A 22485-nucleotide genomic window follows, 5' to 3' on the forward strand; every position below is an offset into this window, starting at 1 on the left:
TGGAGCCCCCAACATGAACCTCTCGACCCTTCCTGAGCCGATTGCCGCGTACTTCGCGGCCGAGCACAGTCCTGAAGCTTTGGCACATTGCTTCACGCCGCAAGCGGTTTTGAAAGATGACGGCCACACTTACACGGGCGTCGATGCCATCAAGGTCTTTATAGCCGAGGCATCGGCCAGGTACAGCGCGACGAGCGTGCCGTTCGACATCGAGCGGGAGGACGGCTTGCAGCTCGTCCGCGCCACAGTCACCGGTAACTTCCCTGGCAGCCCGATCGTTCTGTCCTACCGCTTTCGCCTTGAACGCGGCCTGATCGCATCGCTGGAGATCACGGCATGAGCTTCGACCTTCAACTCAAAGGCCTGCGGGCAGTGGTCACCGGCGGCACGCTGGGCCTTGGCGCCGCGGTCGTGAAGACCCTGGTGGAGGCCGGCGCACGGGTGGCGACATCCGCACGCACTGCGCCGGCGCAGCCGGTGGAGGGGGTCACCTACGTCGCTGCCGACCTGTCGACGGCGCAAGGCGTGAGTCACCTGGCCCAGACCATCCTGCAGGATTGGGGCGGCGCCGACATCCTGATCAACGTGCTCGGCGGCTCAAAGACTCCCGGCGGCGGTTTCGCCGCGATCAGTGATGAGCACTGGTTCGCCGAGCTGAACCTGAACCTGATGCCGGCAGTACGCCTGGATCGTGCGCTGCTGCCGGCGATGCTGGCCCAGGGCTCCGGCGTCATCATCCACGTCAGCTCCATCCAGCGCGTTCTTCCTCTGCATCAGTCGACGACCGCCTACGCCGCGGCCAAGGGTGCCCTCACAACGTACAGCAAATCGCTGGCAAGAGAGGTGACGCCAAAGGGAGTTCGCGTGCTGAGCGTTGCGCCGGGCTGGATTGAGACCGAGGCTTCCGTAGTGTTTGCGGAGCGGATGGGCGCAGAGGCCGGGACCGACTACGAAGGCGGCAAGAAAATCGTCATGGATTGGCTGGGAGGAATTCCGGTGGGCCGCCCCGCCAAACCGCACGAGGTAGCCGATTTGATCGCCTTCCTGGCCTCCCCGCGATCCGCTTCGATCGCAGGGTCCGAGTATCGGATAGACGGCGGCACCGTTCCCACCTTGTAGCCAACGGCCGCAACCGGCGAGCCACGGCGATCCCGGGGCTTGCCGCTCGCCAGAGCTTGTAGGGCCCGGTAGTGTTAACAGGCCCTAAACGCTTTTACGCTATCGGCGCCGTGGACGCCAGTGATGTCATTGGCATCATTGGCGTTATCGGCGTCATTGATGCCATTCAGGGATCCAGCGGCTCGGCCAGGCCGTGCTTGATCGCATAGCGGATCAGTTCGCTCTGGTTTTGCAGGCCCATTTTCTGCATGAGGTTGGTCTTGTGGGTGCTGACGGTCTTGACCGACAGGTTCAGCCGCGTCCCTATGTCCGTCAGGGAAATGCCGGCCACCAGCAGTTGCAGCACTTCAAACTCGCGGTTGGAAAGGCCTTCGTGCGGCACGGCCTGGCTGCCGGGCATGGCGCCCAGCGCCAGTTGCTCGGCCACCTCGGCGCTGATGAAGGCGCCGCCCGACGCCACCTTGCGTATGGCCTGTTCCAGCTGGGCCGGCGCGCTTTCCTTGGTCAGGTAACCGCTGGCGCCGTTCTTGATGGCGCGCACGGCGTACTGCAGTTCCTGGTGCATGCTCAGCACCAGGATGCGCAGCTGCGGCTTTTCGGCGCGTATCAGCTTGATCAGCTCCATGCCGCTGCGGCCGGGCATGGAGAGGTCCAGCAGCAGCACGTCGAAGTCCAGCTCGCGCACGCGCTGCATCACCTCCGTGCCGTTGCCGGCCTCGCCCATGACTTGCATGCCGTCAATGGACGACACGATGCGCTTGAGTCCCTCGCGCACGATGGAATGGTCGTCGGCAATCACAATCCGCGTCACGTCATGTCCCCTGTTTCGGTATCGCTGGTTTCGGGCACCGGGATGCTGACCCGTATGCGGGTGCCCCGGCCCGGCGCCGTGTCTATGTCCACCGTGCCCTGCAGCAGCCGGGCCCGCTCGCGCAGGCCCATGAGGCCCAGCGAACTTGCCTTGCGCGGCGCTTCCGCCGCAAAGCCGGCGCCGTCGTCGGCCACCTCCAGCACCACGCCCGCGGCGGTTCTTTCGATTCGCACGTCGACTTGCGACGCGCCCGCGTGTTTGGCCACGTTCACCAGCGATTCCTGCACGATGCGGAACACCGCCGTGGCATAGGGCTCGGCCAGTTCGACCTCTTCGTCCAGCGACAGCCGGCACGGCACGCCGTGGCGCTGGCTGAAATTGTGGGTCAGCCACTGGATGGCCGGCACCAGGCCCAGGTCGTCCAGCAGCAGCGGCCGCAGGTCCGAGGCGATGCGGCGCGTGGCGGCGACGGTGGTGTCCAGCAGGCCCAGCATGTCGTCGAGCTTGGCGCGCACCGCGCCGGCATCGGCGGGCATGGCCTCGCGTATCCAGGTGGCGTCCATCTTGATCGCCGTCAGCGACTGCGCGAGTTCGTCGTGCAGTTCGCGCGCGATGCGGGTTTTTTCGCTTTCGCGGATGGCGTGGGCGGCCGAGGCGAAGGCGCTCAGTTCCTCGCCGGCGCGCACGCGCTCGGTCACGTCGCGCAGGATGACGGTGTAAAGCTTGCCGTGCGCGGTGTCGAGTTGCGAGATCGAGGCTTCCAGCGGGAACTCCTCGCCGCTGGCCCTGAGCCCGTAGAGCACCGTGCCGTCCCCCATGCGCCTGGAGGTGATGCCGGTCTGGCCGAAGCTTCTGAGCTGCCCGCCGTGCGCGGCCTGGTGGCGCCGGGGAATCAGGCGCGTGAGCGGCTGGCCCAGCATCTCGCGCGTGGGCCAGCCGAAGATTTTTTCGGCAGCCTTGTTGTAGAGGATCACGTGCTGCTCGCTGTCCACGGTGATGATGGCGTCCATGGCGGAATCCAGCAGGCCGGACAGCCTGGCGTCGGCGCCCTCCAGGGCCTGTTTGCCGGCGCGGTCCCGCGCCGCGTCGCGCCCTGCCAGCAGCCAGGCGATGCCGCAGGTCAGGGCGGCCAGCGCCGCCACCAGTTGCAGGCCGGGCAGCGAGTGCGGGCTGTGTACCAGATTGAAGGCGGCCAGCAGCGTCAGGGTCGCCATCACGGCCAGGACGATGGCCGCCGAGCGCCGGCGCCTGGGCACCGTATCACCGACGTGGGGGAAAAGGGACATGGGGCGAGGACCGGGGAGTGGGTGCCCGATCTTACCGCCCTGCCCTTTTTGCGAAAACCGGCGCATGAAGGCCGGCATCACTCCTCTTGCGCGGCGGCCGCCTGCTGCCGGTGCGAAGGCCCGGGCACAGGCCCCATCAGCAGCACCGTCAAGGCGCTGGAGGCCGCGCAGGCCAGCCAGAACACAAAAAAGGCGGCCGTCTGCAACGCCAGCCGGGACAGTCCCGCGGGCTGGCCGTAGCGCAGCATTTCCTCGGGGTCGAACAGCCCGAACAGCAGCAGTTCCAGCAGGCAGGCCGACAGAAAGGCGGGCCAGGCGATGCCCAGGATCTTGTTGGCTGAAATTACCATAGGGTCTCCTTTTTGCGCTTGCGGGCGTGAGGGGCGTGACGGCGGATCAAGGACTTGCCGTCTTGTCCGGCGTGGCCGCGTGGTTGCGTCCTTCCAGCGCCGGGGCCAGCGCCCTTGGCTGGCTCAGCACCAAAGGCTTCGATGCCCGCGCGGGCTGCTGGCCGCCTATGACCTCATCCGCATACTTGACGGCGAGGAAGCCCGTCACCATGCTGGCCACGACCACCACGGCGGGCCCGGAAATCACCAGCCAGACGTGGCCGTGCTTCCACCAGGGAGAAGCTTGGGTGGGAATGCTTGTCATGGGAGGCCTTTCATCGCGACTCATCGCGATTTATCGCGGAACAAGGAACACGGATTTTTCTTCGACATGGGCGCGCCCGCTTTCATCGGCGACGCGGAACACGATGGGATGGGAGCCGGGCACGGCCGAACCGTAGGGAATCTGCAGCCGCACCGCGACCCAGCGCGATTCGGTGGGGCCGACCGTGACCTCCGCTTCGGACGCCACGGCAAGGCCTTCGAGGCCGGCCGCCGCAATGCGGTAGCGCTGCGGCTGCTCCGTGGCATTCATGACCTGTAGCCGGTAGACGTTTTCCAGCCGCCCGCCGGCCACGATGCGCGAGAGCGCGCCGCGGTCGCGCACCACGTCCACCTTCAGCGGCATGCGCGCCACCAGGCTCCACAACAGCGCCAGGCACAGCACGCCCAGCAGCGCCGTGTAGACCAGCACGCGCGGGCGCAGCACCTGGCGCAGCATGCGCGAAGCGTGCCATTTCCCCGCCAGCGCGTTCTGCGTGGTGAAGCGGATCAGGCCACGCGCATAGCCCATCTTGTCCATCACGCCGTCGCACACGTCGACGCAGGCGGCGCAGCCTATGCACTCGTACTGCAGGCCTTCGCGGATGTCTATGCCGGTCGGGCAGACCTGCACGCACAGCGTGCAGTCGACGCAGGCGCCCAGCGACAGCGCGGCCGGGTCGGCCTGGCGCGAGCGGGCGCCGCGCGGTTCGCCGCGCGCCGGGTCGTAGCTCACGATCAGCGTGTCCTTGTCGAACATCGCGCTCTGAAAGCGCGCATAGGGGCACATGTATTTGCACACCTGCTCGCGCAGGAAGCCGGCGTTGCCGTAGGTGGCGAAGCCGTAGAACAGCACCCAGAAGATTTCCCAGCCGCCCATCTGCGTCTGCAGGAACTGCATGATCAGCTCGCGCGCCGGCACGAAGTAGGCGACGAAGGTAAAGCCGGTCCACATGGCCACGCCTATCCAGAGGATGTGCTTGAACCACTTCTTGACCAGCTTCTCGAGTGAAAACGGCGCGCCGTCCAGCCGCAGCCTGGCCGTGCGGTCGCCTTCCACCTTGCGTTCTATCCACAGGAAGATTTCGGTGTACACCGTCTGCGGGCAGGCAAAGCCGCACCACAGCCGGCCGGCCACCGCCGTGAACAGGAACAGCGACAAGGCGCTGGCCACCAGCAGGCCGGTCAGGTAAATGAAGTCCTGCGGATACAGCACATAGCCCAGCAGGTAAAAACGCCGCGCGCCCAGGTCGAACAGCACGGCCTGGCGCTCGCCCCACTGCAGCCACGGCAGGCCGTAGAAAAACAGCTGGGTCAGGATGACAAAGGCCCAGCGCCAGCGCGCGAACAGGCCGCTCACCGAGCGCGGGTAGATCTTCTTTTGCGCCTCATACAGCGACTCCGCCACCGGTGCCGCAGCCGGCACGATGGGGATGGTTTTGCGCAAGGCGGGCTGGGTCACTATCGCCTCAGAGTTTCGCCGCGGCGGGTGCGGGCTTGTTGGACAGGCCCCAGATGTAAGCCGTCAACACGTGGATCTGCGCTTCCGTGAGCTTGCCGGCCTGCGCGGGCATCTCGTTGGTCTTGCCCTTGTTGACGATGTCGACGATGGCCTGCTCGCCCCAGCCGTGCAGCCAGATGTCGTCGGCCAGGTTGGGCGCGCCCAGCAAGGTATTGCCCTTGCCGTCGATGCCGTGGCAGGCCGCGCAGGCGGTGAACTTGGACTTGCCGAGTTGCGCGCGCACCGAATCGTGCGGGCCGCCCGACAGGCTCAGCACGTACTGCGCCACGTTGCGCACGTCGTCGGGCGTGCCGACAGCCGCGGCCATGGGCGGCATCTGGCCCTTGCGGCCGCCGGTCAGGGTTTCCTTGATCTTGTCGGCCGAGCCGCCGTGCAGCCAGTCCTTGTCGGCCAGGTTCGGAAAGCCCTTGCTGCCGCGCGCGTCCGAGCCGTGGCACTGGGCGCAGTTGTTCATGAAGAGGCGCTCGCCCACCGCCATCGCATTGGCGTCGCCGGCAAGCTGCTCCGCGCCCTGGCCGGTGAACTGGGCGTACAGCGGCGCCAGTTCCTTGTCCGCCTTGGCCATGGCCGCGTCGTATTCACCGCGCGTGCTCCAGCCCATTTCGCCCTGGTAGGCGCCCAGGCCCGGGTAGGCCACCAGGTAGAGCAGGGAGTAGACCACGCTGATCACGAACAGCCACATCCACCAGCGCGGCATGGGGTTGTTGGATTCGCGCAGGTCTTCGTCCCAGACGTGGCCCGTCGTGTTGTCGCTGCTCGGCACTATTTTTTTGCGGGCCGTGGCCCACAGCAGCACCAGCGCGCCGACGATGCCGAGCAAGGTCAGCGCGGCCACATACCAGGACCAGAAGTTGTCGGTGAAATCGCTCATACGCCACACCCGATGTGTTGTGAAAAGAAGAAGGGAGCGTTTAGGAGGCTTGGCATCGCGCTAGTCCTGAAGGAAGGGAATCTTTGCGTCCTCTTCAAAGCGCTTGCGGTTGCGGCCGGAATAGGCCCACACCATCAGGCCGATGAAGGTGGCAAAGCACAGCAAGGTGGCGATGATGCGCAGCGTGTTGACGTCCATGGGGGTTCTCCTTTATTTCAGGGCTTTGCCCATGATCTGCAGATACGCCACGAGCGCATCCATCTCCGTCTTGCCCTTCACCACGGCCGCGGCTTCGGCGATTTCGGCGTCGGTGTACGGCACCCCTACCCTGCGCAGTGCGGTCATGCGCGGCGCCATGTCGGCCGGGTTGACGGCGGTTTTCTCCAGCCAGCTGTAGGCCGGCATGTTGGATTCGGGCACCACGTCGCGCGGGTTGTTCAGGTGGATGCGGTGCCATTCGTCGGTGTACTTTCCGCCCACACGGTGCAGGTCGGGGCCGGTGCGCTTGCTGCCCCACTGGAAGGGGTGGTCGTAGACAAACTCGCCGGCCACCGAGTAGTGCCCGTAGCGCAGCGTCTCGGCGCGGAAGGGCCGGATCATCTGCGAGTGGCAGTTGTAGCAGCCTTCCCGCAGGTAGATGTCGCGGCCGGCCAGCTGCAGCGCGCCGTAGGGCTTGACGCCCTCGAGCGGCATGGTGGTCGACTTCTGGAAGAACAGCGGCACGATCTCCACCAGGCCGCCCACGGCGATCACCAGCAGGATCAGGATGATCATCAGGAAGTTGTTGGTCTCTATCTTCTCGTGCGAGAAGCCGGCGGCGGGTGTCTTGTCGTCTTTCATGGGATGGCTTTCTTTTTTTGACTCGTGTCAGGCGTGGGCCAGCACCGGAACCTGCACCCGCACCGGCCGGCCCTTGGCCACGGTCATGCATACGTTCCAGGCCATCAGCACCATGCCGCCCAGGTACAGCAGCCCGCCGAAAAAGCGCACCACGTAGAAGGGATAGGTGGCCTTGACGGCTTCCACAAAGGTGTAGGTCAGGGTTCCGTCGGCGTTGATGGCGCGCCACATCAGTCCCTGCATCACGCCGGCGATCCACATGGCCGCGATGTAGAGCACGATGCCCACGGTGGCCGTCCAGAAATGCACCTCGATGGCACGCACCGAGTACATCTGCTTCTGCCCGAACAGGCGCGGGATCAGGTAATACAGCGTGCCCATGGAAATCAGCCCCACCCAGCCCAGTGCGCCCGAATGCACGTGGCCGACGGTCCAGTCCGTGTAGTGCGACAGCGCGTTGACGGTCTTGATGGACATCAGCGGGCCCTCGAAGGTGCTCATGCCGTAGAAGGACAGCGACACGATCAGGAAACGCAGGATGGGATCCTCGCGCAGTTTGTGCCAGGCGCCCGAGAGGGTCATCACGCCGTTGATCATGCCGCCCCAGCTGGGCGCCAGCAGGATCAGCGAGAACACCATGCCCACCGATTGCGTCCAGTCGGGCAAGGCGGTGTAGTGCAGGTGGTGCGGGCCGGCCCACATATAGGTGAAGATCAGCGCCCAGAAGTGGACGATGGACAGGCGGTAGCTGTAGACCGGCCGCTCCGCCTGCTTGGGGATGAAGTAATACATCATGCCCAGGAAGCCCGCCGTCAGGAAGAAGCCGACGGCGTTGTGGCCGTACCACCACTGCACCATGGCGTCCTGCACACCGGCATAGGCGGAATACGATTTCATCCAGCCGGCCGGGATCTCCGCGCTGTTGACCACGTGCAGCACCGCCACCGCCAGGATGAAGGCGCCGTAAAACCAGTTGGCCACGTAGATGTGCCTGACCTTGCGGGTTCCCAGCGTGCCGAAGAAGACGATGGCGTACGAAACCCAGACCAGCGTGATCAGGATGTCGATGGGCCATTCGAGTTCGGCGTATTCCTTGCCGGTGGTGTAGCCCAGCGGCAGGCTGATCGCGGCGGCCAGGATGACCAGTTGCCAGCCCCAGAAGGTGAAGGCGGCCAGCCGCGGCGCGAACAGCGGCACGCTGCTGGTGCGCTGGACCACGTAGTAGCTGCTGCCTATCAGCGCGCAGCCGCCGAAGGCGAAGATCACCGCGTTGGTGTGCAGCGGCCTGAGCCGGCCGTAGCTGAGCCAGGGGATGCCGAAGTTCAGTTCAGGCCAGGCCAGCTGGGCGGCGATGAACAGGCCCACCAGCATGCCCACCACGCCCCAGAGCACGGCTGCCAGTGAAAACTGGCGAACCACCGTGTCGTGGTAAGCGACCCCTCGTGTCGTTTCTTCGTTCATGAAGCACCTTTTGTCTAGATGCTTCAAAGTGTCGGCGCGGCGGGCGGCGCGGCACTTGATACAGGTCAATCATCGTGAAGAATGCGCTCGCCTTCCTGCTCCAGCGCCTCGAACTGCCCGCGCCACACGGCCCAGCCCAGCCCTCCGAGGATGAGCAGCGCCAGCACGACGGACAGCGGGATCAGTAAAAACAGGATGTCCATTCAGTGCTCTCGTATGGCGTGCGCCAGCCGCGCCGAATTGGCCACCACCAGCAACGAACTCGCCGCCATGCCGAAGCCGGCCAGCCAGGTCGGCATGAAACCCAGGATGGCCAGCGGCACGCAGGTGGCGTTGTAGAGCGCCGCCCACAGCAGGTTCTGCCGCACCACCGCCCGCGTGCGCCGCGCCTGCGCGAGCACATCCGCCACGGTGAGCAGCCGGTTGCCGGTCATGATGAAGTCCGCCTTCGCCTGGGCCAGCGGCACGGCCTGACCCATGGCCATGGACACGTCGGCCAGCGCCAGCACCGGCCCGTCGTTCATGCCGTCGCCCACCATCAGGACGCGGTGGCCCTCGCGCTGCAGGCCGCGAACATGTTCCAGCTTGGCCTCGGGCGTGCATTCGGCAAAGCACCATTCAATGCCGGCCCGGCGCGCCAGGTGCGCCACGGCGCTGCCGGTGTCACCCGAAAGCAGCTGCACGCGGAGGCCGAGCTTGAGCAGCGCGGCCACGGCCTGGGCCGCGTCGGGCCGCATGGCTTCATCCAGCTCGAAGCCGGCCAAATAATGTCCGCCGTCGGACAGGTGCGCCCGCAGCACCGGCACGTCGCGGCCCGGCACGGGCGCGCGGCAGAAAGAGGCCGAGCCCAGGTAAAGGTAGCGCGCGCCGCTGCCGTCCAGCCGCGCGACCTTGCCGCGCAGGCCCCGGCCGGCGACCTCCTCCACCTCGCTGGCCACCCAGCCCGGCTCGGGGAAGCGCATGGCGATGGCGCGCGACACCGGGTGCAGCGAGTGGCTGGCCAGCGCGCCGGCCATGCCGCACACCTCGTCGCGGTCCACACCCGCGGGCACATGGGCCATGACCACGTCCATGCGGTCTTCCGTCAGCGTGCCGGTCTTGTCGAAAACCACGGTGTCGACACCGGCGCAGCTTTCCAGCGCCTGCAGCTTGCGCACCAGCACGCCGCGCCGCGCCAGCGCGCCCACGCCGGCCAGCATGGCCGCCGGCGTGGCCAGCGACAAGGCGCAGGGGCAGGTCACGATAAGCACCGACACCGCGACCGCCATCGCATGCGCCTGCCCCAACGGCCACCACCACCAGGCCGCGCCGGCGGCGGCCAGCAGCACCATCGCCAGGAAAGGGCTGGCGATGCGGTCCACCAGTTGCACCAGGCCGGGTTTTTCGACCGAGGCCTGCTCCATCAGCGCGACGATTTCGGCGTAACGCGTTTGCGCGCCGACACGCTGCACGCGCACCAGCAGCACGCCCGTCAGGTTGTGGCTGCCGGCGATGACGCCGTCGCCCGCGCGCCGCAGCAGCGGCTTGGACTCGCCCGTCAGCAGCGACTGGTCGACCCGGCCCTCGCCGCCCTCCACTGCCCCGTCGGCGGGAAAGGCCTGGCCCGGCAGCACACGCACCAGGTCACCGGCGACCAGGCGGCGCACCGCGACCGCGCGGAAACTGCCGTCGGCCTCCCGCCGCTCCACGCTGTCCGGCAGGCGGCGCATCAGCGCTTCGAGCGCGCCGGCGGTGCGGTCGCGCAGGCGCTGCTCCAGCAGGCGGCCCGACAGCAGGAAAAACACAAACATGGGCACCGAGTCATACGAAGCATGCGCGCCCCACGGACTGGCCGGGTCAAAAGTCGCGGCGGTGCTGGCCCCGAAGGCAATCAGCACGCCCAGCGCCACCGGCACGTCCATGCCGATGCGCAAGGCGCGCACGTCGCGCAGCGCCGCCGCGAAAAACGGCCAGCAGGAAAACAGCAGCACCGGCAAGGTCAGCACCCAGGAGGCCCAGCCCAGCAGCGCCTGGATGTCGGGCGTGATCTCGCCGGGCGCCGACAGGTAGGCCGGCGCCGCATACATCATGACCTGCATCATGCAAAAGCCGGCCACCAGCCAGCGCCACAGCATCAGGCGCTGGGCATCAACCCGGCGGCCGGCCAGCAGCAAATCGCCCGCCGGCAAGGCGCCGTAGCCGGCCCGGCGCAGCGCCGCCATCCAGGCGGAAGGCCGCGTGGCCTGCGGCTGCCATTGAAGCCTTGCCGTGGCGGTGACGCCGTTGACCTGGACCGTGTCCACGCCCGGCAGCTTGCGCAAAGCCGCCTCGACGGTGAGCGCGCAGGCCGCGCAGTGCATGCCTTCAATCGCCAGGTAACTCTCCCACCAGCCCTCGCGCCCCGCCACCGGCCGGCTGAAGCCTTCCCATTCGGCCGGCTCGTCCATCGCGGCCCATGCGGCGGCGGGCGGCAGGAGGCCGGCGGGAGCCGGGGCGGTGGCGGTTTGCATGACGCAAGGCTAGCCGGCACGGCCCGCCGCGCCCTTGACATGGATCAAGCCCGGGCGGGTGCGGCGCCTGTCCGTGCGTTATCGAACAGTCCGATGGGCGGATGTTTGCGATAAGGCTAAGGCGCGGCTTGCCAAAACGGCATCGCCTTGATCCAGGACAAGCGGCGGACCTTCCGAAGCCGCCAGACTGGCACCTGCCGAATGCCGCCTCCAGGCTGGCTTGCCGTTTACCGCCGCCTGGGCAAAACCGGACAAAAAAGACAACGATGAAAATTCCCCTCGCCGCTGGACAAAGCCCGCAGCCCGAAACACCCGGCGACCCGTCGGTGCGGGAGGTCGAGGACGTCGCCGCCAGCACGGGCGCGGACCTGTTGCGCGGCCTTTCTTCCGGCGAGGCGGCACGGCGGCTTGGCGCGCAAGGGCCTAATACCCTCAACGCCGCGCCGCCCGTGAGCGCCTGGCGGCGCTTTCTTTCGCAGTTCCAGGACCCCTTGATCTATTTGCTCCTGGCGGCCATTGCCATTTCCCTGGCCGCATGGGCCATGGACGGCCGGCACGGCTGGCCGATTGACGCGCTGGTGATTGCCGCCGTCGTCCTGCTCAATGCCGCGCTGGGCTACGTGCAGCAGGCCAAGGCGCGCAGCGCGGTGGAGGCCCTGGCCAAAATCACGCAGGCAAGTTCTTCGCTGATGAGGGACGGCCGCGTGCAAAAGGTGGCGCTGGCGTCGCTGGTGCCGGGCGATTTGCTGGTCCTCAATGAAGGCGACGTGGTGGGCGCCGACGCGCGGCTGGTGGCCGCCGCCGCCCTGCGTGTCCACGAGGCCTCGCTGACCGGTGAAAGCGTGGCCGTGCTGAAAAGCACCGCTGCGCTGCAGGCCCCGGCCGCGCTGGGCGACCGCGTGAACATGGTCTTCAGGGGCACGGCCGTCACCCAGGGCACGGGCCGGGCGGTGGTCACGGCAACCGGCATGGACACCGAAATGGGCGCGATCGCCGCCATGCTGGAGGCGACCCCGGAAGCGCCCACACCCTTGACGCGGGAAGTGGCCCGGCTGGGCCGGGTGCTCGGCATCGCGGTGCTCATCATTGCCGCCGTGGTGGTCGCCACCATCCTGATGCTGTCGGAGCTGCGCACGGCCGGCGACGTCATTGCGGTGCTGCTGCTCGGCGTGGCGCTGGCGGTGGCGGCCGTTCCCGAAGGCCTGCCCGCCATCCTGTCGGTGGTGCTGGCCATGGGGGTGCAGCGCATGGCCAGGCACAAGGCGATCATCAAAAACCTGTCGTCCGTCGAAACCCTGGGATGTGCGTCCGTCATCTGCTCCGACAAGACAGGCACACTGACGCGCGCGGAAATGACCCTGAAACGCATCGCAACGGCATCCGGCATGGTGGACGTGACAGGCGCGGGTTATGTGCCCGAAGGCCGCCTCGAGCAGGCCGGCAGCGAACTTGCCGCCGGGCCGCTGCGGGAAGAGGTGGCGTTTGCGCTGCTGGGCGGCAGCCTTGCGGGCAATGCCGGCCTGCGGCAGGACTCCGCCGGCGTCTGGCGGATTCAGGGCGATGCCACGGAGGCGGCTTTCCTGGTCGCCGCGCGCAAGCTCGGCCCCGCGCTCCAGGCACGCGCCGGCCGCTATGAGCGCATCAGGGAGATCCCGTTCACCTCCGACCGGAAAATGATGTCGGTGATTGAGCGCGACCATGACCACGGGGGCGCCGCCATGCTCATCAGCAAAGGCGCGCCGGACGTGCTGATCGAGCGCTGCACCCACGTCAAGGTGGGGGCGGCGACCGTGGAGATGGATGCCGCCCGCAAGGCCGCCCTGCTCCGCGACGTCGACATCCTCTCGGATGCGGCCTTGCGCACACTGGCCGTTGCCTTCCGTCCACTGCACGCCGCTGAAGACCCGGCATCCGCGTCGCGGGAAGAAAACCTGGTCTACGTCGGCACCGCCGGCCTGATGGACCCGCCGCGCGAGGAAGCGGCCGTCGCGATACGCCAGGCCCAGCGTGCCGGCATCCGCGTCATCATGATCACGGGCGACCACCCGCGCACGGCGCTGCGCATTGCCGCGGACCTCGGGATCCACGGCGCGCAATCGCCCGCGCTGACCGGCATTGAGATGGACAGTCTGGACGATGCGGAGTTTGCCGCCGCGGTCCGCCGCACGGCGGTGTATGCGCGTGTCGCGCCGGCGCACAAGCTGCGCATCGTGGATGCGCTGCAGGCCGACGGCCAGGTGGTGGCCATGACCGGCGACGGCGTCAACGATGCCCCCGCGCTGAAGTCCGCGGACATCGGCATCGCGATGGGCCTGACCGGCACCGAAGTGACGCGGCAGGCCGCCCGCATGATCCTGGCCGACGACAACTTCGCCACCATCGTGGAGGCGGTGCGCGAAGGGCGCGGCATTTTTGACAACATCCGGAAATTCCTGCGTTACCTGCTGTCCTCCAACATGGGTGAGGTGCTGACGGTGTTCCTGGGTGTGGTGGGCGCAGGCGTCATCGGGCTTCAAGCGCCCGGCGTTGCGGTGGTCCTGCCCCTGCTGGCCACGCAGATCCTCTGGCTCAACCTCATTACCGATTCCTGGCCGGCGCTGGCCATGGGCATAGACCCCGCGGTCGGCGACGTCATGGCGCGAAAGCCCCGCGCCCGCGATGCGCGCGTGATCGATGGCCGCATGTGGTCGGGGATACTGCAGACCGGCGCCGTCATCGCGGTGGCCACGCTGCTGACCATGGACATGCTGATGCCGGGCGGGCTGATCGAGGGCGGCCAGGACCTGGCCGTCGCCCGCACCGCCGGCTTCACCGTGCTGGTGCTGGCGCACCTGTTCAATGCCTTCAACGCGCGCTCGGAAACCGCCACCGCGTTTCGCCGCTTTTTCTCCAACCCATGGCTGTGGGCCGCGCTGGGCCTGTCATTGGGCCTGCAGGTTGCGGTGGTCAACCTGGGGTTTCTGAACTACGCTTTCGGCACGGTGCCCCTCACGTTTGATCAATGGCTGCTGTGCGCCGCCATGGCCAGCACGGTCCTGTGGCATGCCGAATTGCGCAAACTGGCCGGCCGGGCATGGCGCCGGCGTGCGCAAATGCGAACCGCCGCGGCCGGCGGCCCGCAATGAAGACTTCACTTTAACGACAGCGGAGAAACACCATGATGTCAAAACCCCGCCCGGAAAACCGCTACAGCCCGCTCTCCATCGGCTTGCACTGGTTCATGCTGGTCCTGCTGGCGGCGGTCTACCTGTGCATGGAGCTCAGTGAGGCCTTCCCCAAGGGCAGCGACATGCGCAACGGGCTGAGGACCTGGCACTACATGCTGGGCCTGTCCGTCTTTGTGCTGGCCTGGCTTCGCCTGGCGGTCAATCTCCTGCATCGCGCCCCACCCATAGACCCGGTGCCGCCGCTCTGGCAAAGCCGGCTGTCCCGGCTGGTGCAGGCGGGACTTTATCTGCTGATGATCGGGATGCCCCTGGCCGGGTGGCAGATCCTCAGCGCGCGCGGCCAGCCCATTCCTTTTTTCGGGCTGCAGTTGCCCGCGTTGATGGCTGAGAGCAAAAACGCGGCCGGCTGGATCAAGGAGATCCACGAAGCGGGGGCGACGGCGGGTTACTTCCTCGTGGGCCTGCATGCATTGGCCGCCCTGTACCACCACTACCTGCTGCGTGACAACACACTGGCCCGCATGCTCCCCGGCCGCCGCCGGTTCAACTTTTCTCCTGGAATGAAGGACGAGGCATGAGACACATTGAACGGCACAGAACCGCGCGCATAGGCTGGCTTCGCGCAGCCGTCCTCGGTGCGAATGACGGCATCGTATCGACCGCCAGCCTGATCGTGGGTGTCGCGGCGGCCAGCGCGACGCAGGGCAACGTGCTGATGACGGGCGTGGCGGCGCTGGTAGCCGGAGCGATGTCGATGGCCGCGGGTGAATACGTGTCGGTGCACTCGCAGTCCGATACCGAGAAGGCCGACCTGGCCCGCGAGCGCGCCGAACTCGAAAAAGACCCCACGGCGGAACACCGCGAACTCACCGGCATCTACGTCGCGCGCGGGCTGGACCCCGCGCTGGCCCGCCAGGTTGCCGAGCAACTCATGGCCCACGACGCCCTGGGATCGCACGCGCGCGACGAGCTGGGCATCTCCGACACCATGGCCGCCCGGCCCCTGCAGGCCGCGCTCGCGTCGGCGGCCAGCTTTGCGTGCGGCGCCCTCTTGCCGCTGGCCGTCACCGCGGTGGCGCCCGGCGGCACACTGATCTGGTGGGTGTCGGGAAGCTCCCTGGCATTTCTGGCTTTTCTGGGCGCGACCGCCGCGCGGGCGGGCGGCGCGGCAGTTCTGCCCGGCGCATGGCGCGTGACCTTCTGGGGCGCGCTGGCCATGGGCATTACGGCCGGCGTGGGCGCACTGTTCGGCGCAGCCGTATAAGTTCGCTGGCGAACAGACACACCCCGATGCGGCGCGCAGAGTGACACGATGTCATAGCTGTGCGCAAGCGAAGTCCCCAGCGAGCCACACAACCAGGGAAGTACACATATGGCGACTGAAATACGAATGAAACCCTCCCATGGATCTCACGACCCGGTTTCGTTGCCATTGCCCGTATGCCGAAGCTGCCAGGAACAGGTTCGCGTCCAGGAGCGCGAGCATCTCGCGCGGGAGCTGCACGATGCCCTTGGCAGCCTCCTGATGAGCGCCAAGCTTGACATTGCCTGCATACAGCCGGAGCTGGCCAGGATTTCGCCGGCGGCTTCCGGGCATCTCCACCATCTGATGGACATACTGAACCAGGCCATGACGCTCAAGAGCCGGATCATCGACGGCCTGGAGCCGCCGCTGCTTTTGAAACAGGGGCTGGCCAAAGCCGTCGCGCGGCTGGCGCAGGATTTTTCCTCGGCGTCCGGGATCGAGGTGACGACCACATTGGGCGAGGTTGCCCTGCCCGCTTCCGCACAGCTCGCCGTCTACAGGCTTGCAGAGGAGGCGCTGACGAACATCGGCAAATATGCAGGCGCTTCCCGTTCCTCCATCACCGTGCTTGCAGCCGATGATGGCGTGCAGGTTGAAGTGCAGGACGACGGCGTCGGCTTCAACGCCGGCACCGGCCAGAATTTCGGGCATGGCCTCCTCGGCATGAAACACCGCATTGAAGCCTGCGGCGGCACGCTGCTCGTGGAGTCGCAGCCGGGCCGCGGAACACGCTTGCGGGCCCGCCTTCCCTTAAGCAGCGTCGCGGTGCATTGATGGTTCCCATGGCATCGCTATCACCGGCAAGGTTTGCGCGCCGCTGCCTTGTGCCGGCCGCCATGGCGCTCGCCGCCCTGGCGGCGCATGCCCAGACGACGCCGGCACCCAGCCGCGGCGAGTTGCTGTACACGACGCATTGCATTGCCTGCCACACCTCGCAGATGCACTGGCGCAGCAACCGGCGCGCCCATGACTGGGAAAGCCTGACGCTGCAGGTTCGCCTGTGGCAAGGCAATACCGGGCTGCGCTGGGACGAGGCGGACATCGCCGAAGTGGCCGGCTATCTCAATGACACGATTTACCGGTATCCGCGAACTGCGCCCGCCGCACCCGGCTTGCCCGCGCCGCCGCAGAGGATTTCCGCCGCGCGCTGAAGCCGCCGGGATCTTCCGGGCAGCCGCGGGCTTGCGCACGGCGAAAGGCCTCTGCGCAGGCGCCGCCGTGGAGGACCGGCATCATGTGCCGCGCCCTTGACATGGATCAAGACCGGGCGGCCGCGGCACTTCTAGACTGCCAATGAACCAACACAGGAGAACCCACCATGTACAAGCGCATTCTTGTTGCCACCGACGGCTCCACGCTTTCGAAAAAAGCGGTCAAGGAGGCCACAGGCCTTGCGGCTTCCCTGGAGGCCGCCCTGGTGGTGCTCAACGTCGTCCCGCGTTATCCCATGAGCTACTTCGAGGGCGGCGCGTCCATTTCACCGGACGACGTGGGCCGCATCGAAAAAGACTGGGCCGACAAGGGCCAGGCCATCGCCGACGCGGCCCAAAAATCCGCCGAAGCGGCGGGTGTCAAGGCCAAGGCCGTGATCGCCAGGTCCGACCTGGTCGCCACCGCCATCATGGCCGCGGCCAAAAAGAACAAGTGCGACCTGATCGTCATGGCCTCGCACGGCCGCAAGGGCCTGTCGCGCATCCTGCTCGGCAGCGAGACCCAGCAGGTGCTCACGCACAGCGGCATTCCCGTCCTTGTCCTGCGCTGAATCCACGCCCAAGCAACCATTTCGGAGAACACCATGAGAGTCCTTCTGGCCGTCGACGGCAGCAAATTCACCAAAAAGGCCCTGGCCTTCCTCGCCACCCATGAAACCCTGATGGGCCCCGACGCGGAACTGGTCGTGCTCAATGTGCAGCCGGCCGTTTCCCCGCGCGTCAAGACCATGCTGGGCGCCGCCACCGTGCGCGCCTGGCACCAGGAAGAGGCCGAAAAAGTGCTGCTGCCCATAGAACGCTTCCTCAAGCGCCACAACATCACGTTCAGCGCCTCCTGGGTCGCCGGCTCGGCGGCCCTGCAGATCGTGCAGGCGGCCAAACGCGAAAAGGTGCACATGGTGGTCATGGGCACCCACGGCCACGGCCTGCTGGGCCGCGCGCTGCTGGGCAGCGTCGCCCAGCGTGTGGTGGCCGACGTCGACGTGCCGGTGCTGCTGGTCAAGTAGCCGTTTATCTCCCGACTGAAAGCCCTCCCATGACCACACCGTCAACAAGCCCCTCCCCCGCGTCGCCGTCGCAGGCCGTTCCCACCACCGGGCAAGCGCAAGGCAGCCTGGGACTGGGCTTGCTGGTCGCGCTGGTCACGGGCTCCATCATCGGCAGCGGCATCTTCGGCCTGCCGCAAAACATGGCGGCCGGCGCGGGCGCCGGCGCCATCCTGATCGGCTGGCTGGTCACCGGCGTGGGCATGCTGGTGCTGGCGCGCGTCTACCAGATGCTGGCGCTGCGCAAGCCTGAACTCGACAACGGCGTCTACGCCTATGCGCGCGCGCTGTCGGGCGAATACGTCGGCTTCAACGCCGCCTGGGGTTACTGGATCAGCGCCTGGATAGGCAACGTCGGTTACCTGGTGGCGGCCTTCGGCGCGCTCGGCTATTTCTTCCCGGCCTTCGGCGAGGGCAACACCCCCGCGGCCGTCGCCTGCGCATCGGTGGTGCTGTGGGTGGTGCATGCGCTGGTGCTGCGCGGCATCAACACCGCCGCCTCGGTCAATGCGGTGGTCACGGTGGCCAAGCTCATCCCGCTGCTGCTGTTCATTGTGCTGGCCGCCGCCGCTTTCCAGGCCCCCACTTTCAGCCTGGATTTCTGGGGCGGCGCCAAGCTCGGCTCTGTGCTGGACCAGGTCAAGAGCACCATGCTGGTGACGGTGTGGGTCTTTATCGGCATCGAGGGCGCCAGCGTCTACTCGGCGCGCGCGCGCCAGCGCAAGGACGTCGGCAAGGCCACGGTGATCGGCTTCCTGATCTGCCTGGCCCTGCTGATGGCCGTCTCGCTGCTGTCCCTGGGCATCTTCACGCAGCCTGAACTGGCCGGGCTGAAAAACCCCTCCATGGCCGGCGTGCTGGAAAAAGCCGTGGGCACCTGGGGCGCTGTGCTCATCTATATAGGGTTGATCGTTTCCGTGGGCGGCGGCTTCCTGGCCTGGACGCTGCTGGCGGCCGAGTCCCTGTTCACGCCGGCCAACAGCGGCGTGATGCCCGAGTGGCTGGGCCGCCAGAGCGCCAGGGGCGTGCCGGCCAATGCCTTGTGGCTGAGCAGCGCCATGGTGCAGCTCTTCCTCATCGTCACGCTGGTGTCCAAGGCCTCCTACCTGGCGCTGATCTCGCTGTCGACCGCGATGATTTTGCTGCCCTACCTGTTCAGCGCGCTCTACGGCCTGAAGGTGTTGCTGCGCGGTGAGGGCCCAAGCAGGCAAGCCTGCGCCGGCGGCTCGCTGGAGCTGCCCGTGGCCGCACTCGCCTCGGTGTACTGCCTGTGGCTGCTGTATGCCGCCGGCGCCAAATATTTGCTGCTGAGCGCCCTGCTCTACGCGCCCGGTGCGGCGCTGTATTTCTTTGCCAAGAAGCAGGCCGGCAAGCAGGCCTTTACCGCAAGCGAAAAAGCCATGCTCGCGGCGCTGCTCGCGCTCGCGGCGGTGGCCGGCTGGATGCTGGCCGCCGGAAAGCTGAGCCTGTGACCGCCGGCGTCCATTCGGAAACGGGCCGGCTGCGCAAGGTGCTGGTCTGCCGGCCCGGCCTGGCGCACACGCGCCTGACACCCGCCAACTGCCGGGACATGCTGTTCGATGACGTGATGTGGGTGGCCCAAGCCAAAAACGACCACTACGCCTTCACCAGCGCCATGGCGGAACACGGCGTGGAAGTGCTGGAACTGCACGACCTGCTCGCGGCCACGGTCGCCAACCCGCTGGCGCGCGACCGGCTGCTGGACCGTGAACTGGCCGGCACCGACTTCGAAGCCGCCGGCGTGCTGCGGCCCTGGCTGCAGGGGCTGCCGCCGGCCCGCCTGGCCGAATTCCTCATAGGCGGCCTGACCCCGGCGGACCTGCCCTTCAAGCTGCCCGGCCTCACGGCCGCCTGCGCCGGCCCGTCGGACCTGCTGCTGCCCGCCCTGCCCAACACCCTCTTCACGCGCGACAGCAGTTGCTGGATAGGCGACGGCGTGGCGCTGGGCTCCATGTACTGGCCCGCGCGCCGGCGCGAAAGCCTGCTCATGGCCACCATCTACCGCTTTCACCCGGCCTTCGCGGGCAAGGTCACCGAATGGTGGGGAGACCCCGGCCAGCCGCACGCGCAAGCCACGCTCGAGGGCGGCGACGTCATGCCCCTGGGCAATGGCCTGGTGATGATAGGCATGGGCGAGCGCACGTCGCCGCAGGCCGTGAGCCAGCTCGCGCGCAGCCTGTTCGCCCGCGGCGCGTCCACCCGTGTGCTGGCGGCCCAGTTGCCCAAGTCGCGCGGCGCCATGCACCTGGACACGGTGCTGACCTTTTGCGACCGCGACCTCGTCACGGTGTTCCCGGAGGTCGTGGACGGCATACGCGTGTTCAGCCTCAGGCCCGGCGACGAACACGGCGCGCTGGACGTCACGGCGGAAACCGAACCGTTTCTGGACGTGCTCGCGCAGGCGCTGGGAATCACGAAGCTGCGCGTCGTCGCCACCGGCGGCAATGCCTACGAGGCCGAGCGCGAACAGTGGGACGACGGCAACAACGTGCTGGCGCTGTCGCCCGGCATCGTCATGGCCTACAACCGCAACACCCACACCAACACCCTGCTGCGCAAGGCCGGCGTCGAAGTCATCACCATCCCCAGCGGCGAGCTGGGGCGCGGCCGCGGCGGCAGCCACTGCATGTCCTGCCCGATAGAGCGCGACGCTGCCTGAGCGCCGCCTCAACGCCGCACCAGCCTTCCTTACCCGTCACCGACACAACAACGAAAGACGGACACCATGAGTTTCAACCTTCACAACCGCAGCCTGCTGGACCTCAAGGATTTTTCCCCGAGGGACATCCGCTTCCTGCTGGACCTGGCCGCCGAGCTCAAGCGCTCCAAATACGCGGGCAACGAACTCGCCCGCCTCAAGGGCAAAAACATCGCGCTGATTTTCGAGAAGGCCTCCACCCGCACGCGCTGCGCGTTTGAAGTCGCGGTGCACGACCAGGGCGGCCACGTGACCTACATCGACCCGGTCAGCTCACAGCTGGGGCACAAGGAATCCCTGAAGGACACGGCCCGCGTGCTGGGCCGGATGTACGACGGCATCGAATACCGGGGCTTTCACCAGACCGTGGTGGAAGACATCGCGCGCTTCTCGCACGTGCCGGTGTGGAACGGCCTGACCGACGAGGCCCACCCGACCCAGGTGCTGGCCGACCTGCTGACCATGCAGGAGTTCGGCGAAAAACCGCTGCATGAGCTGTCTTTCTGCTACCTGGGCGACGCCCGCTTCAACATGGGCTGCTCGCTGCTGGTGGGCGGCACGCAGATGGGCATGGACGTGCGCATCGCCGCCCCCGCCGCGCTGATGCCGCCGCCGGCGCTGGTGGCCGAAATGCGCGAACTGGCAAAAACCACGGGCGCGCGCATCACCCTCAGCAACGACCCGGCCGAAGCGGTCAAGGGCGCGGACTTTCTCTACACCGACGTCTGGGTCTCCATGGGCGAGCCTGACGAAACCTGGAAGCTGCGCATCGAGCAGTTGCTGCCCTTCCAGGTCAACAGCGCATTGATGCAGGCCACCGGCAAACCGCGGACCCGCTTCATGCATTGCCTGCCGGCTTTCCACAACCTGGACACCGAAGTCGGCCGCCAGATCCATGAGCGCTACGGCCTCAGCGAGATCGAGGTCACCGACGAGGTCTTCGAATCCGACGCGTCGGTTGTGTTCACGCAGGCGGAAAACCGCCTGCACACCATCAAGGCCGTGCTCGTGGCCACGCTCGCATGAGGCTGGTCGTGGCGCTGGGCGGCAACGCCCTGCTGCGCCGGGGCCAGTCCTTCAGCGCAGAGCACCTGCTGGAAAACGTCAAAATCGTGGCGGCCCAGCTGGCCCGCGTCGCGCAGAAGCACGAGCTGGTGGTGACACACGGCAACGGGCCGCAGATAGGCCTGCTGGCCCTGCAGAACTCGGCCTACAAGGCGGTCGCACCCTACCCGCTGGACATGCTGGGCGCGCAGACCGAAGGCATGATCGGCTACCTGCTCGAGCAGGAACTCGCCAACCACCTTCCGCCGGAGCGCTGCGTCGCCAGCCTGCTTACGCGTGTGGAAGTCGATCCCGGCGACCCGGCCTTCCAGCGGCCCACCAAACCGATAGGGCCGGTGTACACCCAGGACGAGGCCGAAAAGATTGCGCAAGCCATGCACTGGCGCATCGCCGCCGACGGCACGGGCTTCCGGCGCGTCGTGGCCTCGCCCCGGCCGGTGCGCGTGCTGGGCGTGAACCCGGTGCGCTGGCTGCTGCAGCGAGAAGCCGTGGTGATCGCCGCGGGCGGCGGCGGCATCCCGGTGGTGCGCGCGGCCGACGGCACCTCGCGCGAAGGCGTGGACGCGGTCATCGACAAGGACCTCACCAGCGCCCTGCTCGCGCAGGAGCTGGGCGCCGACTGCCTGGTGATCGCCACCGACGTGGACGCCGTCTACCTCGACTGGGGAACGCCGCAGGAACGCGCCCTGGGAAAAACCAGGCCGCAGGACCTGCAGGCGCATTTTTTCCCCGCGGGTTCCATGGGCCCCAAGGTGCAGGCCGCCTGCGGCTTTGCGCTCAACACCGGCAGGAAGGCGTTGATAGGCTCGCTGGCCCAGATCGAGGAGATGCTGGCGGGCACCGCCGGCACCGAGATCAGTTCCGGCGGCGGCGCGGCGCAGTCCGGCGTACCGGCCGCGGCTTGACGAAGGTCAAACCAAGC

24 protein-coding genes are annotated in these 22485 nt (G+C 67.3%); 13 read left to right on the plus strand and 11 right to left on the minus strand.

Features of this window, described 5'->3' with window-relative positions; genetic code table 11:
- Positions 1–13: 13 nt before the first annotated feature.
- Both ACLV8F_RS05875 and ACLV8F_RS05880 read left to right on the plus strand, forming a co-directional pair.
- Positions 14–340 carry a nuclear transport factor 2 family protein gene (locus ACLV8F_RS05875; RefSeq protein WP_411883305.1) on the plus strand — a complete coding sequence of 109 codons (327 nt, stop codon included), beginning with the start codon at positions 14–16 and terminating at the stop codon, positions 338–340.
- Positions 337–1119 carry an SDR family oxidoreductase gene (locus ACLV8F_RS05880; protein ID WP_411883306.1) on the plus strand — a complete coding sequence of 261 codons (783 nt, stop codon included), beginning with the start codon at positions 337–339 and terminating at the stop codon, positions 1117–1119. Before ACLV8F_RS05875 ends, ACLV8F_RS05880 begins: the two co-directional genes overlap by 4 nt.
- 166 nt (positions 1120–1285) lie before the next feature.
- On the opposite strand, the gene ACLV8F_RS05885 is transcribed toward ACLV8F_RS05880, so the two are convergent.
- From ACLV8F_RS05885 to ACLV8F_RS05935, 11 genes are all read right to left on the minus strand, one after another.
- Positions 1286–1930: a response regulator gene (locus ACLV8F_RS05885; protein ID WP_411883307.1), complete on the minus strand. Its 645-nt coding sequence runs from the start codon at positions 1928–1930 to the stop codon at positions 1286–1288.
- Positions 1927–3216 carry a PAS domain-containing sensor histidine kinase gene (locus tag ACLV8F_RS05890; protein ID WP_411883308.1) on the minus strand — a complete coding sequence of 430 codons (1290 nt, stop codon included), beginning with the start codon at positions 3214–3216 and terminating at the stop codon, positions 1927–1929. The genes ACLV8F_RS05885 and ACLV8F_RS05890 overlap by 4 nt, the downstream gene beginning before the upstream one ends.
- Positions 3217–3293: 77 nt before the next feature.
- On the minus strand, positions 3294–3566 hold the full coding sequence (locus ACLV8F_RS05895) for a hypothetical protein (protein ID WP_411883309.1): 273 nt from the start codon (positions 3564–3566) through the stop codon (positions 3294–3296).
- Between the two features lie 46 nt (positions 3567–3612).
- Positions 3613–3870, minus strand: a complete 258-nt coding sequence (locus tag ACLV8F_RS05900) for a nitrogen fixation protein FixH (protein WP_411883310.1) — start codon at positions 3868–3870, stop codon at positions 3613–3615.
- Between the two features lie 30 nt (positions 3871–3900).
- Positions 3901–5328 (minus strand): cytochrome c oxidase accessory protein CcoG, encoded by a 1428-nt coding sequence (ccoG, locus tag ACLV8F_RS05905; protein ID WP_411883311.1) that lies wholly within the window; start codon positions 5326–5328, stop codon positions 3901–3903.
- Positions 5329–5335: 7 nt separating this feature from the next.
- Positions 5336–6259 carry a cytochrome-c oxidase, cbb3-type subunit III gene (gene ccoP / locus ACLV8F_RS05910; protein WP_411883312.1) on the minus strand — a complete coding sequence of 308 codons (924 nt, stop codon included), beginning with the start codon at positions 6257–6259 and terminating at the stop codon, positions 5336–5338.
- A 60-nt stretch (positions 6260–6319) separates the two neighbouring features.
- Positions 6320–6457, minus strand: a complete 138-nt coding sequence (locus ACLV8F_RS05915) for a cbb3-type cytochrome oxidase subunit 3 (protein WP_411883313.1) — start codon at positions 6455–6457, stop codon at positions 6320–6322.
- Positions 6458–6469: 12 nt separating this feature from the next.
- Entirely contained in the window at positions 6470–7099 is a 630-nt protein-coding gene (gene ccoO, locus ACLV8F_RS05920) for a cytochrome-c oxidase, cbb3-type subunit II (protein WP_411883314.1), read from the minus strand.
- A 27-nt stretch (positions 7100–7126) separates the two neighbouring features.
- Entirely contained in the window at positions 7127–8560 is a 1434-nt protein-coding gene (ccoN, locus tag ACLV8F_RS05925) for a cytochrome-c oxidase, cbb3-type subunit I (RefSeq protein WP_411883315.1), read from the minus strand.
- Positions 8561–8625: 65 nt separating this feature from the next.
- Positions 8626–8763 carry a cbb3-type cytochrome oxidase assembly protein CcoS gene (ccoS, locus tag ACLV8F_RS05930; protein ID WP_411879771.1) on the minus strand — a complete coding sequence of 46 codons (138 nt, stop codon included), beginning with the start codon at positions 8761–8763 and terminating at the stop codon, positions 8626–8628.
- Positions 8764–11049, minus strand: a complete 2286-nt coding sequence (locus ACLV8F_RS05935) for a heavy metal translocating P-type ATPase (protein ID WP_411883316.1) — start codon at positions 11047–11049, stop codon at positions 8764–8766. It abuts the gene before it with no gap.
- 266 nt (positions 11050–11315) lie between these two features.
- On the opposite strand from ACLV8F_RS05935, the gene ACLV8F_RS05940 reads away from it, so the two are divergent.
- The 11 genes from ACLV8F_RS05940 (at position 11316) to arcC (ending at position 22468) form a co-directional block, all read left to right on the plus strand.
- Complete coding sequence (locus tag ACLV8F_RS05940; protein WP_411883317.1) at positions 11316–14174, plus strand: cation-translocating P-type ATPase; 2859 nt, start codon at positions 11316–11318, stop codon at positions 14172–14174.
- A 35-nt stretch (positions 14175–14209) separates the two neighbouring features.
- A complete protein-coding gene (locus ACLV8F_RS05945; RefSeq protein ID WP_411883398.1) occupies positions 14210–14794 on the plus strand; it encodes a cytochrome b in 585 nt (194 codons plus the stop codon).
- Entirely contained in the window at positions 14791–15480 is a 690-nt protein-coding gene (locus ACLV8F_RS05950; protein WP_411883318.1) for a VIT family protein, read from the plus strand. The genes ACLV8F_RS05945 and ACLV8F_RS05950 overlap by 4 nt, the downstream gene beginning before the upstream one ends.
- Positions 15481–15588: 108 nt before the next feature.
- A complete protein-coding gene (locus ACLV8F_RS05955) occupies positions 15589–16296 on the plus strand; it encodes a sensor histidine kinase (RefSeq protein ID WP_411883319.1) in 708 nt (235 codons plus the stop codon).
- 8 nt (positions 16297–16304) lie between these two features.
- Positions 16305–16673: a cytochrome C gene (locus ACLV8F_RS05960; protein ID WP_411883320.1), complete on the plus strand. Its 369-nt coding sequence runs from the start codon at positions 16305–16307 to the stop codon at positions 16671–16673.
- Between the two features lie 167 nt (positions 16674–16840).
- Positions 16841–17284 carry a universal stress protein gene (locus tag ACLV8F_RS05965; RefSeq protein WP_411883321.1) on the plus strand — a complete coding sequence of 148 codons (444 nt, stop codon included), beginning with the start codon at positions 16841–16843 and terminating at the stop codon, positions 17282–17284.
- A gap of 33 nt (positions 17285–17317) precedes the next feature.
- Entirely contained in the window at positions 17318–17740 is a 423-nt protein-coding gene (locus tag ACLV8F_RS05970; RefSeq protein ID WP_411883322.1) for a universal stress protein, read from the plus strand.
- A gap of 29 nt (positions 17741–17769) precedes the next feature.
- Positions 17770–19251: an arginine-ornithine antiporter gene (gene arcD / locus ACLV8F_RS05975; RefSeq protein WP_411883323.1), complete on the plus strand. Its 1482-nt coding sequence runs from the start codon at positions 17770–17772 to the stop codon at positions 19249–19251.
- Positions 19248–20459, plus strand: a complete 1212-nt coding sequence (locus tag ACLV8F_RS05980) for an arginine deiminase (RefSeq protein WP_411883324.1) — start codon at positions 19248–19250, stop codon at positions 20457–20459. The genes arcD and ACLV8F_RS05980 overlap by 4 nt, the downstream gene beginning before the upstream one ends.
- Positions 20460–20525: 66 nt before the next feature.
- Entirely contained in the window at positions 20526–21524 is a 999-nt protein-coding gene (gene argF / locus ACLV8F_RS05985; protein ID WP_411883325.1) for an ornithine carbamoyltransferase, read from the plus strand.
- Positions 21521–22468 carry a carbamate kinase gene (arcC, locus tag ACLV8F_RS05990; RefSeq protein WP_411883326.1) on the plus strand — a complete coding sequence of 316 codons (948 nt, stop codon included), beginning with the start codon at positions 21521–21523 and terminating at the stop codon, positions 22466–22468. Before argF ends, arcC begins: the two co-directional genes overlap by 4 nt.
- The last annotated feature ends 17 nt before the right edge of the window (positions 22469–22485 follow it).

Origin of the sequence: Polaromonas sp. YR568 (assembly GCF_943369675.1) — a bacterium.
Lineage (GTDB): Bacteria > Pseudomonadota > Gammaproteobacteria > Burkholderiales > Burkholderiaceae_C > Polaromonas.

Excerpts from the sequence above, each read along its gene's own strand:
- ACLV8F_RS05875 (WP_411883305.1), top strand. The coding sequence starts at position 14 with ATGAACCTCTCGACCCTTCCTGAGCCGATTGCCGCGTACTTCGCGGCC.
- ACLV8F_RS05880 (WP_411883306.1), top strand. The coding sequence starts at position 337 with ATGAGCTTCGACCTTCAACTCAAAGGCCTGCGGGCAGTGGTCACCGGC.
- ACLV8F_RS05890 (WP_411883308.1), bottom strand. The coding sequence starts at position 3,216 with ATGTCCCTTTTCCCCCACGTCGGTGATACGGTGCCCAGGCGCCGGCGC.
- ACLV8F_RS05895 (WP_411883309.1), bottom strand. The coding sequence starts at position 3,566 with ATGGTAATTTCAGCCAACAAGATCCTGGGCATCGCCTGGCCCGCCTTT.
- ACLV8F_RS05900 (WP_411883310.1), bottom strand. The coding sequence starts at position 3,870 with ATGACAAGCATTCCCACCCAAGCTTCTCCCTGGTGGAAGCACGGCCAC.
- ccoP (WP_411883312.1), bottom strand. The coding sequence starts at position 6,259 with ATGAGCGATTTCACCGACAACTTCTGGTCCTGGTATGTGGCCGCGCTG.
- ACLV8F_RS05915 (WP_411883313.1), bottom strand. The coding sequence starts at position 6,457 with ATGGACGTCAACACGCTGCGCATCATCGCCACCTTGCTGTGCTTTGCC.
- ccoO (WP_411883314.1), bottom strand. The coding sequence starts at position 7,099 with ATGAAAGACGACAAGACACCCGCCGCCGGCTTCTCGCACGAGAAGATA.
- ccoN (WP_411883315.1), bottom strand. The coding sequence starts at position 8,560 with ATGAACGAAGAAACGACACGAGGGGTCGCTTACCACGACACGGTGGTT.
- ccoS (WP_411879771.1), bottom strand. The coding sequence starts at position 8,763 with ATGGACATCCTGTTTTTACTGATCCCGCTGTCCGTCGTGCTGGCGCTG.
- ACLV8F_RS05935 (WP_411883316.1), bottom strand. The coding sequence starts at position 11,049 with ATGCAAACCGCCACCGCCCCGGCTCCCGCCGGCCTCCTGCCGCCCGCC.
- ACLV8F_RS05940 (WP_411883317.1), top strand. The coding sequence starts at position 11,316 with ATGAAAATTCCCCTCGCCGCTGGACAAAGCCCGCAGCCCGAAACACCC.
- ACLV8F_RS05945 (WP_411883398.1), top strand. The coding sequence starts at position 14,210 with ATGTCAAAACCCCGCCCGGAAAACCGCTACAGCCCGCTCTCCATCGGC.
- ACLV8F_RS05950 (WP_411883318.1), top strand. The coding sequence starts at position 14,791 with ATGAGACACATTGAACGGCACAGAACCGCGCGCATAGGCTGGCTTCGC.
- ACLV8F_RS05955 (WP_411883319.1), top strand. The coding sequence starts at position 15,589 with ATGGCGACTGAAATACGAATGAAACCCTCCCATGGATCTCACGACCCG.
- ACLV8F_RS05960 (WP_411883320.1), top strand. The coding sequence starts at position 16,305 with ATGGCATCGCTATCACCGGCAAGGTTTGCGCGCCGCTGCCTTGTGCCG.
- ACLV8F_RS05965 (WP_411883321.1), top strand. The coding sequence starts at position 16,841 with ATGTACAAGCGCATTCTTGTTGCCACCGACGGCTCCACGCTTTCGAAA.
- ACLV8F_RS05970 (WP_411883322.1), top strand. The coding sequence starts at position 17,318 with ATGAGAGTCCTTCTGGCCGTCGACGGCAGCAAATTCACCAAAAAGGCC.
- arcD (WP_411883323.1), top strand. The coding sequence starts at position 17,770 with ATGACCACACCGTCAACAAGCCCCTCCCCCGCGTCGCCGTCGCAGGCC.
- argF (WP_411883325.1), top strand. The coding sequence starts at position 20,526 with ATGAGTTTCAACCTTCACAACCGCAGCCTGCTGGACCTCAAGGATTTT.
- arcC (WP_411883326.1), top strand. The coding sequence starts at position 21,521 with ATGAGGCTGGTCGTGGCGCTGGGCGGCAACGCCCTGCTGCGCCGGGGC.